This is a genomic window from Chitinophaga parva, from assembly GCF_003071345.1.
In the GTDB taxonomy this organism is placed as follows: Bacteria; Bacteroidota; Bacteroidia; order Chitinophagales; family Chitinophagaceae; genus Chitinophaga; species Chitinophaga parva.
Genome location: NZ_QCYK01000002.1, coordinates 971,196 through 988,316 on the forward strand (window position 1 = coordinate 971,196; position 17,121 = coordinate 988,316).

9 protein-coding genes are annotated in these 17,121 nt (G+C 52.8%); 7 read left to right on the forward strand and 2 right to left on the reverse strand.

Translation table 11 applies throughout. The features are described from left to right. Positions 1-59 precede the first annotated feature (59 nt). The 5 genes from DCC81_RS14310 (at position 60) to DCC81_RS14330 (ending at position 11,197) form a co-directional block, all read left to right on the forward strand. Positions 60-1,667 carry a DUF6377 domain-containing protein gene (locus tag DCC81_RS14310; RefSeq protein WP_108687296.1) on the forward strand — a complete coding sequence of 536 codons (1,608 nt, stop codon included), beginning with the start codon at positions 60-62 and terminating at the stop codon, positions 1,665-1,667. 562 nt (positions 1,668-2,229) lie between these two features. Then, positions 2,230-5,322, forward strand: a complete 3,093-nt coding sequence (locus tag DCC81_RS14315) for a SusC/RagA family TonB-linked outer membrane protein (RefSeq protein ID WP_108687297.1) — start codon at positions 2,230-2,232, stop codon at positions 5,320-5,322. A 36-nt stretch (positions 5,323-5,358) separates the two neighbouring features. Continuing rightward, positions 5,359-7,176, forward strand: a complete 1,818-nt coding sequence (locus DCC81_RS14320) for a RagB/SusD family nutrient uptake outer membrane protein (protein WP_108687298.1) — start codon at positions 5,359-5,361, stop codon at positions 7,174-7,176. Positions 7,177-7,295: 119 nt separating this feature from the next. Then, positions 7,296-8,489 carry a glycoside hydrolase family 71/99-like protein gene (locus tag DCC81_RS14325; protein WP_133177671.1) on the forward strand — a complete coding sequence of 398 codons (1,194 nt, stop codon included), beginning with the start codon at positions 7,296-7,298 and terminating at the stop codon, positions 8,487-8,489. Positions 8,490-8,740: 251 nt separating this feature from the next. Then, positions 8,741-11,197 (forward strand): glycoside hydrolase family 31 protein, encoded by a 2,457-nt coding sequence (locus tag DCC81_RS14330; RefSeq protein ID WP_240612990.1) that lies wholly within the window; start codon positions 8,741-8,743, stop codon positions 11,195-11,197. 102 nt (positions 11,198-11,299) lie between these two features. Here DCC81_RS14330 and DCC81_RS14335 read toward each other — a convergent pair whose 3' ends face one another. Both DCC81_RS14335 and DCC81_RS14340 read right to left on the reverse strand, forming a co-directional pair. Next, the gene (locus DCC81_RS14335; RefSeq protein WP_108687301.1) at positions 11,300-12,313 is read right to left on the reverse strand and encodes a LacI family DNA-binding transcriptional regulator; all 1,014 of its coding nucleotides are present in this window, start codon (positions 12,311-12,313) and stop codon (positions 11,300-11,302) included. A 52-nt stretch (positions 12,314-12,365) separates the two neighbouring features. Then, on the reverse strand, positions 12,366-13,271 hold the full coding sequence (locus DCC81_RS14340; protein ID WP_240612991.1) for a nucleotidyltransferase family protein: 906 nt from the start codon (positions 13,269-13,271) through the stop codon (positions 12,366-12,368). 237 nt (positions 13,272-13,508) lie between these two features. On the opposite strand from DCC81_RS14340, the gene DCC81_RS14345 reads away from it, so the two are divergent. Both DCC81_RS14345 and DCC81_RS14350 read left to right on the forward strand, forming a co-directional pair. Continuing rightward, the gene (locus tag DCC81_RS14345) at positions 13,509-14,456 is read left to right on the forward strand and encodes an MBL fold metallo-hydrolase (protein ID WP_108687303.1); all 948 of its coding nucleotides are present in this window, start codon (positions 13,509-13,511) and stop codon (positions 14,454-14,456) included. 193 nt (positions 14,457-14,649) lie between these two features. Beyond that, the gene (locus DCC81_RS14350) at positions 14,650-17,064 is read left to right on the forward strand and encodes an ABC transporter permease (protein ID WP_108687304.1); all 2,415 of its coding nucleotides are present in this window, start codon (positions 14,650-14,652) and stop codon (positions 17,062-17,064) included. The last annotated feature ends 57 nt before the right edge of the window (positions 17,065-17,121 follow it).

Sequence of the window (17,121 nt, forward strand, 5' to 3'; positions counted from 1 at the left end):
ATCCGGAAAAACTGCGGATTTGGATATTCCGGGGCAAAGCCGTATCCTTGAAATCCGTTATGAAATATCTGCCAACCCGTATACTTTGGTTGCTGTTTTTGCCCCTGGGACTGCTGGCACAGGGTACCCCTGCCTCCACCTTGCGCACCCTCAATGAAGCCATTGCCCAGGCGCCCCGCTACGATGCGGTGAAACGGCAACGCATCCAGGCCCTTCAAACCACCCTTGCCCGTACCCCTGCTGCGGCGCTGCAGGAACGGTTTGCCGTGTGCGGCCAGCTGTACGACGAATACAAGGTGTTCAATTACGACTCCGCCTACCGCTATGCCCGCACCCTGCAAACCCTGGCCGCCCAGCTACAGGACCCGGCCCGTGTTACCTTTGCCCGCATCAAACTCAGTTTTATATTATTGTCGTCCGGCATGTTCAAGGAAACCTATGATTCCCTGAGCCTGGTGCATATTGACGATGCGCCGGATAGCCTCCGCGCGGAATACTACACCCTGCTGGCCCGCTATTATTACGACCTGGCCGATTTTGACAACGACACCTATCATACCCCGGGGTACACCCGCCTGGCTAACCGTTACGTGGATTCTGCCCTGCAGCTGTACGATGCAAAAAGCTTCCAGTATGCTTACTTCAACGGGTTGAAGTACATCCGCAGTGGCAACATGGACAGTGCACTGACCAGTTTCCAGCAGATCATCAACAACCCTATGCTGAGCACCCACCAGTATGCGGTGACCGCTTCCACGCTGAGCGACATCTACATCCAGCGCGGGCAGGTAGATACGGCCATTTCCCTTCTGATAGAAGCTGCCATTGCGGATATTAAAACCTCTACCAAGGAAACCGCTGCACTTTTTAACCTGGCTACCTTATTATATAAAAAGGACGATGTAAAGCATGCCGCGGCCTATATTGAACAAGCCATCCGCGATGCCATGTTCTACGGGGCCCGCCAGCGCAAGGTGCAGATGAGCGCTATTTTGCCGCTGATAGAATCGGAAAAGGTGAACCGGGTGGAGAGCCAGCAGCAAATGCTGTTCATTTACTCTGCCATCGTCACTTTCCTGCTGCTGGTGGTGGTATGGCTGGCGGTGGTGATCTTCCGCCAGTTCAATAAACTGAAACACGCCCAGCGCCTCATCACAGAATCGGCCACCCACCAGCGGGAGATCAATGCGAAGCTGGAGGAGGCCAACCGGATTAAAGAGGAATACATCGGCTACTTCTTTAATGTCAATTCCGTGTTCTTTAATAAAATGGAGCGGTTTAAGAAATCGCTGGACCAGAAGGTGAATGACCGGAAGCTGGAAGAGATCCGGTTTTTGGTGAATAACATTAACCTGAAGCAGGAAAAGGAAGACCTGCTGCGCGATTTTGACAAGGTGTTCCTGAAACTATTCCCCAATTTTGTGCAGGACTACAACGGGCTGTTTGAGCCCGCGGACCAGGTGAAGCTCAAAGACCAGGAGTTGTTGAATACAGACCTGCGGATCTTTGCGCTCATCCGGATGGGGATCCATGACAATGAGAAGATTGCGCAGATCCTGGAGTATTCGGTGAATACGATCAATACGTATAAGACCCGGATCAAGAATAGATCAAAAGTGCCGAACGAGGCGTTTGAACATCATATTATGGAGATAAAGGCGGAGTAACGGGCATTTACAGATAAAACCAATGTAGCGTAAGGCTTATACACGACTACTTTTGACATCGTATGGAATATCTCCGGTTCCAGGCTACCGGGACTCAAAGACGCCATTGATATTGCAGGGCCCCACCCGGTAGCGTACCCGCCTGCATAGCCCTTTCTTAAGTTTTCATGATCCGTTATCGCCATAAAGTAAAGCGCCTTTTTCTTGTTATATAGGCCCGGAATGCCCCTTCGTTTACGTTATATTTAGAATATTTTAATGTATTGTGAACGCATTTAATATCAATGCCTTATCCACTGTGTCCCCCTGAAATTCCCCAATATTTCCTATATATCTCTTATAAAACTTGCCCAGGTTTTAACCTACCCATTTCTTTGCTGCACCGGTTCACTACCGGCGTTCCACCAGCATTCATTACGTCCACGTCACCCGCTGCCCGGCAGCAGAAAACCACTTTATGAAAATGAATAAATGTCCCTCCAACATGGAGCGGCGGTTGTCTCAGCCCCGTTCCCATTTACCCGTTATGCAACACACCGTTAACACGCACAAACCTCATTACATGCTTACCAGACATTTACTGAAAGCACTGCTCACGTTGTTCCTCCTGGCCTGGCTCGCGCCGGGCGCATACGCACAGCAGGTGTCCCTTACGGGAAAGGTCACCGACGATAAAGGCCAGCCCCTGCCCGGTGCAGGCGTGCAGGTACGCGGTGGCAAAGGCGGTACCGGCACCGACAATGCCGGCATCTTCCACCTCTCCGTGCCTTCCCATGCCACCATCATTGTTTCCTATGTGGGTTTTGATGCGGATACCATAACCCTGTCCGGGCAAACCACCCTCAATGTACAGCTCCACCCCACCACCGCCGCACTGGAACAGGTAGTGGTAGTGGGCTACGGCACCCAGCGCCGTAAAGACGTTACCGGCTCCATTGCCTCCATCAAGGGCGCTGATGTAAAAAGCCAGCCCGTGACCAATGTTACAGAAGCCATCCAGGGCCGCGTGGCCGGCGTGGAGATCGTGAAGAGCTCGGGCGCACCAGACGCGCCCTCCAGTATATTGATCCGCGGGGTATCCTCGCTGAACAACGCACAGCCCCTTTACATCGTGGACGGGGTACGCCAGACCAACGGGGAAAACTTTAACATGGCGGATATTGCCGATATCAACGTGCTCAAAGACGCCAGCGCCGCCGCCATTTATGGTAGCGCCGCCGCCGGTGGGGTGATCATCATCACCACGAAGAAAGGCCAGGTAGGCAAACCCACCATTAACCTCAATGCCCGTTATGGCATCACCAAGCCCCGCACCCTGCAGCTGCTGGACCGCGACAACTGGATCAAGATGAAACGCACCATTGATCCTACCTACCTGCAGGGCAATGACCACACTGATACGCTGCCCAATACCGACTGGACCAAAGAGCTGTTCCGCAGTGGGAATGAGCAGAACTACAACCTGTCTGTATCTGGTGCCAATAACAATGCAAACTACCTGGTGTCTGGTTTTTATAACAACCAGAAAGGCGTGTACCTGAACAACGCTTCCCGCCTGATAGGTGCCCGCGTAAATTCCGAATTTAAACTGGGCAAGATCTTCCGCGCCGGTGAAGAACTGTACATCTGGGGCCGTAATACCAACCCGGTGCCGCCTTATGCAACGCCCATCAACCCGCCTTTCCGTACCACGCCCATCATGCCGGTGTACAACCCGGATAAGACGGACAAGTCCAACATCTGGGGCCAGAGCCCTACCGGCTATTCCGGTCCTAACCTGGTGGGCCAGATCATGACGGCGCACATCCTCAATAAGAAATTGAACCTCCAGGGCAATGCCTTTGTGGAAGTGCAACTGCCCCTGTACCTCACCTTCCGCTCCACGCTGGGTTACACCTTCTACAATGAAGCCCAGAACTACTTCCAGGAGCCGTACAACTTTGGACAGGTAAAGAGCCCGTCTAACAAACTGGAAAAGTATACGAACAACAACCAGACCCTGCTCACCAACTATACCCTGAGCTTTGATCACCTGTTTGGCAAGCACGCCATCAATGCACTGGTAGGGTATGAGCAGATCCAGAATAAATATGATGGCATTGATGCCACTGAAACCAATGTGGGCGGCTCATCCTTTGGCTTTATCCGCACCTCCCAGAGCGATGCGTTTGTGACTGGTGGCTATGATCCCAATGGCCTCGTGAAATCACAGTTTGGCCGCCTGAACTATAATTATGCAGGCAAGTATTACATCTCCGGCGCCGTGCGCCGCGATGCAAACTTTACCGTGTTTGGCCCCGGTAACCAGCATGGCGTCTTCCCTTCTGCCTCCGCCGGCTGGCATATCAGTGATGAGGACTTCTTTAAGAAAGGTGTGCCTTTCATTGACCTCCTGAAACTGCGTGGCAGCTGGGGACGTTTGGGCAACAGTAATATCAACAGCTACTACTTCCTCACCACGTATGAGCAGGTAAATTCTGCTAACTTCTCACCGGGCGGCTCTCCCAGTGTAGGCATCACCCAGACCTTTATTCCCAATGAAAAGATCAAGTGGGAGCAGGTGGAAGAAACCAACATCGGCATTGACCTGGAAGCCCTGCACCACCGCCTGAACTTCACGGCAGAGTGGTATAACAAAACCACGAATGACATGCTGTATGGCCTGCCCGTGGCACTTAGTTCCGGCATTACCGCGCTGTATGAAACCAACATCGGTTCTGTAAACAACAAGGGTATTGACCTGGTATTGGGTTATCACGACCATGCGGGTAAATTCAGCTACGGCGTAAACTTCACCGGTTCTTTCAACAAGAATAAAGTACTGAACCTGGATGGTGTGAATGCAAACCCTATCCTGGATGGTAATAATAATTATGGTAACGGCAGCTTTGGCCTCATGATCAATAACCCCCTCACCATCACCCGCGCCGGTGCGCCCTTTGGCCGGTTCTGGGGTTACAAAGTGCAGGGCATCTTTAAAACAGATGACGAAGCCGCCAAGCATGGCTCCCAGCTGGGCAACACACCGCATGCAGGTGACCTGATCTACCAGGATATCACCGGCGATGGTAAAGTAACGGCAGACGATAAGCAGGTGCTGGGCAATCCTAACCCGAAGTTCTCTTACGGTGCCAATATCAACCTCGCTTACGGCGCGTTTGACCTGAACCTCCTGTTCAACGGCGTTTCCGGCGTGCAGCTGTTCAACGGTGTGAAAGCCTATGCACAGTTCCCCTTTTCTGACGGCAATACCACTGCGCAGGTGTTCAATGCCTCCTACTTCGGCAGCAACCAGCTTACTTCACAACCCCGTATCAATTACAACGGTGTGAATGATCCGAACCAGAACTACAATGTGCCCAACAGTTACTTTGTAGAGAATGGCTCCTACCTGAAACTGAAGAATGCACAACTGGGTTATAATTTTTCCAACACGCTGCTGAACCGACTGAAGATCCAGAAAGCGCGCCTGTACGTGATGGCTAATAACCTGTTTACCATCACCAGGTACAGCGGTCTCGATCCCGAGTTGAGCGGCGTGCTGGTGCCTGGCCCCACCGGCCCGCAGTACAGCGTTACCACCCGTGGTATAGATGCGCCCTGGCAGTATCCGCACACCCGCGTGTTCTCCGTCGGTTTTGACGCCACGTTCTAGTAACCCTATTCATTCATGATCTTAATACGTTGTAGTATGTATAAAAAAATTGCAGCGCTGCTGCCGGCCATACTCCTGCTGGTTTCCTGCGCTAAAGATCCATCCGCTATCAGTCGTACGGATGTTTATTCCAACCTGAATTACCCGAAAAATACCAATGAACTGGGTGGGGTGCTCGCTGCCGCTTATGGCAACTGGCGCTCCATGGAGCTGGATGGCTTTGAAATGTTGTGTAAAGACTTTGCCGCCAGCGAGCACACAGCAGACGTGGCCTACGGCGGAGACCAGCCCTGGACGGACCTTACGGTGAACCATCCTTCCGCCACCAACAGTTATGTAAATGACCTGTGGACAGGCCTGTACCGCGGTGTGAAGGAGTGCAATGTGTTCTTTGACCGTGCGGATTATTACGAAAAAAATTATGGTGGCCCGGATACGCACCTGGCCGTAGAGCAGATGCGCGGGGAAGCACATTTCCTACGGGCACTGTACTACCTGGAGCTGGAATGTTTTTACGGGGAGGCCTATTTGAATGGTACCGCCAATGCCGATAAAATGGGCGTGCCCATTATTACTTCGGTGGCCAATGGGATAGACAGTACCCAGAAAGCCCGCAACGCCGTAGGCGAAGTGTGGGCCTTCATTGAAAGCGAATTGCAAACCGCCGCTACCCAGCTCAAAGGTGTAAGCTATGATGCAAACAATAAGGGCCGTGTAACTGAGTGGGCCGCAAAAGGCCTGCTGGCAAAGGCTTACGTGTACACCCAAAACTGGGCGGCTGCACAGCCCATCCTGGAAGACGTGATCCAGCACAGTGGTAAATCCCTCATGCCTTATGCCAAATACAAAGATGCATTTGTGGCAATTGCGGCCAATGAGTTCAACGAAGAATCCCTGTTCGAGATCAATGTAGACCGCAACTCTGCCGGTGGTTACGGCATCTTTGACCAGCCACTTACCAACCTTACCACCAGCCAGGGCCTCATCTGGGCGGTAACGGTGATCGGGGATAATGGCAGTGAGAACAGCCCCATTTCCCTGGGCTATGGCAACGAGTACATACACGATGCCAACCTGAAACGCTTTGGTTTCCCACAGCCGCTCTACACCATGATCAAGAACCCGAAGTTTGATGCCAGCAAGGACTCTTCCGTAAGCAACCTGCCCCGCATCATAGACCCGGCCTACAAAGCCACTTCCCTGGCAAACCGTACCAACGGTACCGTAGATCCCCGCCTGGAAGTATGTGCACTGCAACCGTGGATAGACAGCGCCAGCCTGGATGGTACCAACTGGCGGCCCATTGCCAAGTGTTCCAACATTGGCAGCATCAGCCTGCGCGACTCACACTATGGCTGGAGCTTCCGCAAGTATGCCACGTTTGATAACAACATTTTCAACTACGGTCCTGCCGCAGATGGTGCTAACTATTACATCCTGCGCCTGGCAGACATTTACCTGCTGTATGCAGAAACCATGATGCACCAGGGTAACAACACCGTAGCGCTGGAATACATCAACAAAGTGCACCGCCGCGCCTATAACAAGCCCGTGAACACGCCGGATGCCAGCGTGGATTATGCATCTCTTACCGCAAAAACAAAAGCGATCAATGACCCGGTGCTGGGCAGTAACCCGCTGTACTATGAACGCTGGGCAGAGCTCTTTAATGAAGGCCACTGGTGGTTCGACGTGTGCCGCTGGCGCATTGGTAAATCGGAAGCGGCTTACTACGGCACCTCCCTGGTAGGCGGTGCCATCCAGTGGGACGACAGCCGTTCCTATACCTGGCCTATTCCCAGCAATGAGCTGCAAAGGAATACGCTGATGAAGCAGAACCCGGGGAATGACTAAAGAGGTTAATAGTTAAAGGGGAATGGTTAATCGTTCAATGTCCGGAATATCCGGGTCAAACAAAGACGATTAACCATTCACGAATAACATTCAACGGTTCACCATTAACCATCAATGTAATGAAATTGCAAATGACCATGCTGTGCTGGTTGCTCTGTACGGGAGCAGCCCTGGCGCAGCCATACCCACCCGGGAATACAAAACCCAGGATCTTTGTGCACCTGATGCCCTGGTTTGAGACCAAGGCTACCAATACGCCGGCCAATACCTGGGGCATTCACTGGACCATGGCCACGGCGCACCCGGACGTGATAGACAAGGATGGCAAGCGGCAGATCGCTTCATTGTATTACCCGCTTACCGGGCCTTATGCCTCCGGCGATACGGTACTCATAGAATACCAGCTGCTGCTTATGCAGTATAGTGGTATAGATGGGGTACTGATAGACTGGCCGGGCATTTTGGAGCACAATGATTACCCGCTGCTGGTGCGCAACACAGAAAAGATCGTATCGGTGCTGCAACGTACCAGGCTGCATTTTGCGATCGTGTATGAAGATCATAATATCAATATCACCGCGCAGGATGGCGCGCTGCACGTGGGAAAGATAGATGCGGCGCGGGCTGACATGGCTTACCTGCAGGCGCACTTTTTTACACTGCCCAGTTATGAGCACCTGAACGGCCAGCCCATGCTGCTGAATTTTGGCCCCCAGACCTTTGAACAGCCGGCCGCGTGGAGCCGCATCTTTGACAGCCTGCAACCGGCACCGGCCTTTTTCCCCCTGTGGGGCCACGACCGGTATGCGGGTGCAAATGCAGCCGGCACGTTTGCATGGATCAATGAAGACCATACCGTAAGCCTGCAGAAATATTACGCGGAGCAGGATAGCCGGCCCCGCATTGCGTCTGCATATCCCGGTTTTGAAAGTTATTACTTAAAAGGAGGATGGGATGGGCCCAGGTGGTCCATAGCACATACACCTGCTACGTTCAGTACTACGCTGGACCTGGCGCTCCAAAGCAAACTGCCTTACATACAGCTGCCTACCTGGAATGATTACGGGGAAGGCACTACGATAGAACCTACCCGCGAGTACAGGTATGCTTACCTGACCCTGCTGCAACGCAAGCTGGGCGTGCCTTTTACGCAACAGCAGCTGGAGCTGGTGACCACTTTCTATAACCTGCGCCGCTATTATGCCGGTAATGCGCAGCAACAAAAGAAGCTCGATGCGGTGTTTGCGCAACTGGCCCAGGGGGATGTTGTGGGAGCGGAAAAGGAGATGAAGGCAATGAAGAAGGGGAGGTGAGGTGATACAAAAAATAAAACACGCCCTTTTTGTTAATACCCTTGTTTATTCGACTTTTTGTTGTGTAAATTTGAAGTTTCTGGGATCGTTCCCGGAAAAATTAATTGATGAATTTCAATTAATTAAACATTCAATATTAATTAGCCTTGTATGTCGCCAGCAGCCGGACCGGTAACCTGTCTGCCTGGCGGCTTACCGGCTTCCTGTTGCTGAAGACCGGGAGCCTTCAGGCACAAACCAAACAGTAATTTATGAAGACATGCAAATGGCGTTGGATCGCCGGATGCTGCATGTTGGCCATGGCCATTCCGGCATATGCCCAGCAAACAGTGAACACGGCAGGCAACGTAGAGAAAGTTACCGTAAACGGGCAGACCATTCACCTGAAAGCCAGCAACACAGACATTGAGATTGCCGTGTTCTCCCCCACCATGGTGCGCGTACGGATGGACCGCCACCCGCTGCCACCTGCCTTTTCCTATGCCGTAGTAGCCAAGCCCCAGCCTACGGCGGTGAAGACAACCGATGCTGGTGGCGCTATGACCATCCTCACGGATTCCATTAAGATCGTGGTGCAGAAGAAGCCCTACTCTATTGCCTTCTATAACGCACAAGGCCAGGAGGTAAACGCAGATGAGCAGGGGCTCACTACCAGTTGGGTGGGTAACAACGTAACCACCTACAAGCACCTGCAGGAGGGCGAACGCTTCATAGGCCTGGGCGAGAAGACCGGCCCCCTGGACCGCTTTGGTAATGCTTATACTAACTGGAACAGTGACGTATTTGGTTACGCGGTGAATGCGGACCCCATTTATTCCACCATACCTTTTTATATCGGTATCCATCATCACCTGAACTATGGCATCCTGTTCGATAACAGCTACCAGAGCGACTTTAGCTTTGGCGCCAGCACGGACCGTTATGCTGCTTTTGGTGCACGCGACGGGGAAATGAATTACTTTTTCATTTACCACCAGCAGGTGGCGGATATCATCAGTGAATACACGGCCCTCACCGGCCGCATGCCCATGCCGCCCCTGTGGAGCCTGGGCTATCAACAGAACCGCTACAGTTACTATCCCGACACGGAAGTAAAACGCATTGCGCAAACGTTGCGTGAAAAGAAAATACCGGCAGACGGTATTACGCTGGATATCCACTACATGGATAACTACAAGCTCTTTACCTGGAACAAGGATCGTTTCCCTGATCCGAAAAAAATGATCGCAGACCTGAAGGCGGAAGGTTTCCGTACCACGCTGATCGTAGACCCGGGCATTAAAGTGGAAGACGGCTATGCCGCCCATGAAGAGGGCGTAAAGGCCAATGTGTTCATCAAATACAGCGATGGAAAGCTGTACAGCGGCCAGGTTTGGCCCGGCTGGTGCAACTTTACTGATTATACCGATCCCCGGGGCCGTGCGTGGTGGAAGGGGCAGATCCGCAACTACACAGACATCGGCGTGGCCGGTATCTGGAACGATATGAACGAGATAGCCACCTGGGGGCAGAAGATGCCGAACAACGTGCTCTTTGCCTACGATGGCCATCCCACTACGCACCTGCAGGCACACAACATTTATGCGCTGAACATGGCCCGCAGCAGTTATGAAGGTGCGCGCGAGGCAACCCAGGAGCGCCCCTTCATCCTTACCCGTGCCGGCTATGCGGGGCTGCAACGCTACACCGCCATCTGGACGGGCGACAACCGCGCGGAAGATGACCACATGCTGGCCGGCGTGCGCCTGCTGAACAGCCTGGGGCTGAGTGGCGTGGCCTTTACCGGGATGGACATTGGCGGTTTCACCGGCAATGCCACCGTGGGCCTCTACACCCGCTGGATCCAGCTGGGTGCCTTCATTCCGTATTACCGCAGCCACACGGCGGTGAACACCCGCTCTTCCGAACCATGGACCTACGGGGAGGAAACAATGGAAATAGCGCGCAACTTCATTAACCTGCGCTACAAGCTGATGCCATATCTCTATTCCAACTTCTACGCCGCCGCTACCACCGGCTTGCCCGTGCAACGCAGCCTGGCCATCGATTACACTTTTGACGGCAAGGTGTATGACCCGCAATACCAGAACCAGTTTTGCTTTGGCCCGGCCCTGATGGTGGCGCCCGTGACCAGCCAGCAAACGGTGGCCAAGATCTACTTCCCGCAAGGCAGCTGGTACGATCTGTATAATGACACGCTGATCAGCGGCAACCAGGAAAAGCTCGTAGAACTGAGCTGGCAGAAGCTGCCGGTGTATGTAAAGGAAAGCAGCATCATCCCCATGCAATCACTGGTGCAAAGTACCAGCGAAAAGCCGGACGATACCCTGCGCATCCACATTTACAAAGGCCAGCAGGAAAATCATTTTGTATACTATGAAGATGACGGCATCAGTTACAAATACGAGCATGGTGATTACTATAAACGTGATATCGCCTACACGCCCGGCAATAACACTATTACCCTCGGCAAAGCAGCTGGTAAGTTCACTTCTAAATTTGGAACAGTAGCGCTCATCCTGCATGGCTTTGGGGATGTACAGCCGAAGGTGAACGGTGCCGCAGTAACGGCTGCAAAGGCCCGTCTGCCCTTTCTTTCACCCATTTCCCGCTTTGATCCGCAGGGAGGCTTTACACCAGTGGATAGCTGTGACGTGAAGGTGATCACCGTGCAGAATGGGAGCGATAAGATGGAGGTGCAGTATTAGTTTTTACGGAACACGTAGAACTTACGGATATTTTATAACGTGATGCAAATTTGGACAAGGTGGAAGGATCTCCTTCCACCTTTTTGCATTTACCTGATACGATCACTTATTATTCACCACCAGCTGTGAATCCAATATGATCTTGTAATAAGCCTGCGATTTATCATCTTTCTGGTCCAGGAGCTCCAGTAAAGTTTCCGTGGCCTTCTGGCCCTGGAGATAGGGGAATTGTTCCACTGACGCCAGGGGAGGGAACGCCGTATAATTGCTCAGCGGAAGATTGGCATAACTTACAAAGGTAATGTCCTTGTTGATCTTCATTTTCTTTTCCCGTGCATACTGCACCGCATCCAGGGCCACATAATCATTGAAAGCCACTACGGCAGTTACTTTGCGTTTGAGCGAGAGCAGCTGCTGCATGGCGTCGTAGGTGCCCTGCTTCGTAAGGTCGGAGGATACGATGAGGGAGGGGTCGTACTTGAGACGCTTCTTGTGCAGGGCATTCATATAGCCTTTTACCCGTTCCTGGCTGGCAAAAAGCTTGTCGGGCCCATTGATCATCCCAATGATGCGGTGGCCTTTTTCCAGCAGGAAGTCCACCGCCTGGATGGTGCCGGACTCCATATTGCACGCTACATAGTGGATATTGGGCAGCTTGGGAATGCGGTCAAAGAACACTACCGGGATGTTATATTTCTTCAGCATTTCAAAGTGGGAATAGTTCACCGTGTTTTTCGCCAGCGACACGATCAACCCATCCACGCGGTGGTTCTTCATGGTTTCCACGATGGTTCTTTCCCGGTCCTCGTCATCGTGCGACTGGCCCAGCAGCACGGTGTACCGGTTCTTATGCGCCGTGTCTTCAATGCCGCTGATGGCGGTGGAGAAGAAGGCTTCAGATAGCTCGGGCAGGATAACGCCCAGCGTAAAGGTCTTGTTCTGCTGGAAGAAGATAGCCGTCTGGTTAGGCTCATAGCCCAGCTCCTTGGCCAGCTGCTGCACCATGGTCTTGGTCTTCAGGCCAATGCTGTAATGGTCGTGCAAGGCGCGCGACACCGTGGAGGGCGAAACGTTGAGCCGCTTCGCAATTTCTTTGATGGTAGGTAGTTTCGTCATTACAGGTGTTTCTTAAAAATACCTACATTTTCTGATAATGCAACGCGTTGCGTTACACCAGCACGCCCCACAGGTTGGGTGGATAGGCGCCTGTAGCGATCAGCGCATCCAGGTTTTGCTGCACAAACGGAGCATCCTCTTTGTACGTAACGCCGAACCAGCGGGCATTTGTACGGATGAGCCGGATGCTGGCCGCCCCACTTTGTAGCAGGCCGTCTGCCAGGCTGGGAATATAAAATTCTGTTTTCGGCTCCTCCTTATGTGCGGCCAGGAATGCCCGGAACGCAACGGTTGCGTATTGGAACACAGAGGGGTGGAAGCACCAGCAGTTCATAGACACCGTAGTGTCCGGGGCCAGCGGGTGTTGCACACCATCTTCTTCGTATACAATACCATTTTCTGTAGGGTAGATGTTGGTACGCTCCGTGATGGAAGTGAGCAGGCCTGCAGCATTGGTTGTGCATACGCCCCGGCTCACGGAACCGTATTCAGACAGGGTTTGGGAGAGGATAAAGCCAATGTTGGCATGCGTTTGCGCGTTGCACTCCGTTTGCAGGAAGTGCGCGGCCTTGGCAAATGTATCGTACCCATAAAAGTCGTCTGCATTGATAATGGCAAAGGGCTCATTCACCGCAGGCCTTGCGCAAAGCAGTGCATGCCCGGTGCCCCAGGGTTTGGTACGGGTGGCAGGAACGGCCACGCCTTCCATGGCGTTGTGCAACTCCTGGTACACGTACGCAATGGCAATGCGCCCACGCAATTTGGGCTCAAAGATCTCCTTGAATTCATCTGCAAAGGAAGAGCGGATGATGAACACCACTTTGTTAAAGCCCGCTTTGATGGCGTCGTAGATGGCATATTCCAGCATGGTTTCCTTGGAAGGGCCAAAGCTGGCAATCTGTTTCAGACTACCATAACGGGAGGCCATCCCGGCGGCCATAATAATGAGGATAGGCATAATATAAGCGCAATTTTTGATAAACAGAACAGGGCGAATATAGGCATTGCCTTTGCCCCTTTTGCGCAGCCTTGATGCTCAAACGTTTGCGGAAACGCAAATTCACACAAACGGTTGCGTGAAGATCCGCCTGGCAGGAGCGGGTGTTGCACACAGGACAAGATCAGGTACACAGGCGCCATTTTTTTTAATACAGTCATAAAATTAAATGCGCGGGGAACGCCGTATTTTTAGTGCATGAAACACTGGTTCAAGATCTTTTGCGGCTTGCTGCTGGCAGGCCAGGCGGTGACGGCGCAACAGGCCTTCACCATTATTCCCCTGGGCGTAAAAGGGGGCCTGGATGAAAGCAATCTCTCTTCCTATTTACTGCAGCCCAAAGGTGGCACCCAATACATCTGCCTGGATGGGGGCACCGTGCGCGCCGGCCTGGAAAAGGCCGTGGCCAATCACCTCTTTAACGGCAATGCCGGCGATGTGCTGAAACGCCAGGTGCGGGCTTACTTCATTACGCATCCCCACCTGGACCACGTGGAAGGCATGGTGCAGAACGCACCGGATGATAGCGCCAAAGCCATTTACGGCCTGCCTTTCTGCCTGGACGTGCTCAAAGACAAATACTTCAACTGGCAGAGCTGGGGCAATTTTGCCAATGAAGGCGACCAGCCCGCCCTTGGCAAGTTCCACTATATGCCCATGGACAGCGGCGTATCCACCCCCATTCCCAACATGGACCTGGAAGTGACCGCCTACCCGCTGAGCCACTCTAAACCCGGCCGCAGCACGGCTTTCCTGGTAAAACACCAGGACGCCTACCTGCTGTACCTGGGCGATACCGGCCCGGATGCCTTAGAAGGTGGAGGCAACCTGCAAAAACTCTGGGAAGCCATAAGCCCCATTGTGAAGGCTAAACAATTGCATGGCATCATGATTGAAACCTCTTTCCCCAATGAACAGCCGGACAAGTCCCTGTTCGGACACCTGACGCCCCGGTGGCTGATGACGGAACTGGCCGTACTGGAGGGCCTTGCGGGCCAGGGGGCGGTAAAAGGCCTCCACGTGATCATCACCCACCGCAAGCCGGTAGGGGATAATGAAGCTACCATCCGCCGGCAGCTGGAGCAAGGCAATACGCTGGGCGTAAAACTCATCTTCCCGGAGCAGGCCAGGGCCCTAAAGCTGTAAGCCCGGACACCCGGTGGACACCGGTTACCGGTTCGCTCCATTCCCTTTCTAACCTGTTCATTTCCGGACATTCCCTGTGCGGCGGTGAACAGGTTTTTTATGAGCCTGCCATGAAAACCCTTTGCCAGCAATACCTTAAGATTGTGGCAGCTAAATTGTACCCTGCTGGCAGCTCAAAAAACCAATTTGACCCATGTTCAATAGCCACCTTAAAATAGCCTGGCGTAGCCTTGCAAAGGACAAGTTTTATACGGTGCTTAATGTAATGGGCCTGGCGCTGGCCACTGCCGCATTTCTCCTGATCATTTACTTTGTACGGTTTGAGTATAGCTATGAACACTTCTACAAACGTGCAGACAACATTGTGCGTATCACCATGGACCTTTACAAGGGCAATGAATTTGTGACCACGGATTGTGAGACACATCCACCCCTGGCACCTTTGCTGAAAAAGGATTTCCCGGAAGTGGTGGATGCCGCGCGGATACAAATGGGAGAGGAGGTGAGCCAGGTAAAAGTGGGTGAACAACGTTTCCCGGTAGAGAAAGTATACTTTGCCGATCCCGCTGCTTTCCAGGTGTTCAACTACGATTTTATCACCGGCAATGCGCATGCGCTGGATGCGCCCGGTCAGGTGGTGCTCACGGAAAGCGAGGCCCACCGCTTGTTTGGTAATGCACCGGCTATGGGTAAGACTATCAGCATGTTGCAGCACCGCCTGTTCACGGTGACTGGCGTGATCAAAGACCTGCCGCTGAATACCCACCTGAAAATGAACATGCTCATTTCTTTCGCATCCCTGAAAGAGCTGGGCATGAACCTGGACTCATGGAATGGAAATAACAATTATACCTATGTGCAGTTGCGCCCCGGCACAGACCTGGGCCAGTTCAATGAAAAGCTGAAGACCGTAGCCCACCAGCATCTTAATAACGATAATATTTTCGTGGCGCAATTTATCAAAGATATACACCTGTACTCACACCGGGCCTTTGAGCCGGAGGTCAATGGCGACGCAAAGACCGTGCGCTTCCTGCTCATCATTGCGCTGCTGATCATTGGTGTGGGCGCTGTAAATTATGTGAATCTTACTACAGCACGCGCTACGGAAAAAGTAAAGGAAACCGGCATCCGCAAAGTACTCGGCTCGTCCCGCATGGCGCTGGTAAGCCAGTTTATGGCGGAGACCTTCATCGTAAACCTGCTGGCCCTGGCAGTAGCAATGCTTGTCATTATGCTGGCACTGCCTTCCTACCTGCAGCTCATTGGCCGGCCTATTCCCGGCAATCCCTTTGCCAGTACCGCTTTCTGGGGATGGGTGGCCGCGCTCTTTGTCTGCAATTGCGTGCTTTCCGGAATTTATCCTGCCCTGGTCCTGTCTAACACAGCCCCCGTTACCGTTACCCGCCGCGTGCACACGCAAAGCAGCAAAGGGGCCTTTTTCCGCAAAACGCTGGTGGTGGCACAATTTGTGGCCGCGCTGGTAGTGTTATCTGCCGCATGCATCGTGTACCGCCAGTTAAACTACCTGCGCCACCAGCAACTGGGCATTAATACATCGCAGGTGCTGGTAGTACGTAACCCGGAGTATGACGGCGCCGACAGCCTGCGCGAACAACAAGTGGCCGTATTTAAGAACAACCTGCAGCAGCTGCCCGGCGTGCAGCAGGTAAGCGTTTCCGGCTCCGTACCCGGTGCGGATCTCAGCATGCTCAGTACCATGATCGGTTTATCGCAATACGGCTCCCCAAAGGGTAAAGGCTATAATTACTATCTCTATTCTTTTGATGCGGACTTTATCCCGAACATGGGTATGAAGTTGATAGCCGGCGAGAATTTCCGTGCGGGCCAGCCCAATAAAGGTTACGTGATCCTCAGCCGGGAGGCTGTGAAGCGCTTTGGTTTTGCCAGCCCGGAAGCCGCCATTGGACAGCGCATTACCCTCGGGCTGTACCAGCCGCCGGAAGGCGGCGACAGTTACGCGATCGTGCATGGCGTGGTGGAAGACTATCACCAGCAGTCCCTTAAGTCTGCGCTGCTGCCCATGATACACTGGTACGATCCTTCTGGCAGCTATAGCACGATCCGCCTCAAACCCGGTGCAGACGTACATGCGGCGGTACAACAAGTGGAAGCGTTGTGGAACAATCATTTTGCCGGTTACCCGATGGAATATCATTTCATGGATGAGATGTACAATGAACAATATAAAGCGGATGAGCACTTCGGGCAGATCGTGACCGTATTTTCCGGCTTTACATTGTTTATTACCTGCCTGGGCATCCTGGGCCTCACAGCGTATAACATTGCCCGCCGCACCAAGGAAATAGGGATCCGCAAGGTCTTGGGTGCTTCTGTGAGCGGCATTGTAAGCCTGCTTTCAAAAGACATGGTAAAACTGGTATCCATTGCCCTGCTCATTGCCACGCCACTTACCTGGTATGTCATGAGCAAATGGTTGCAGGATTTTGCTTACCACATTAATATTCAATGGTGGATCTTTGCCGGGGCAGGTGTGCTTACCATGGGCATTGCCTTGCTCACCGTAGGCTGGCAGTCGCTGAAAGCCGCGCTGGTAAACCCGGTGAAGGCATTGAAGGCCGAGTGAAATCGTATATTCTGGCAAGATGACCGGGAAAAAAGCGCGGCGTTCCAAACAAGGGTT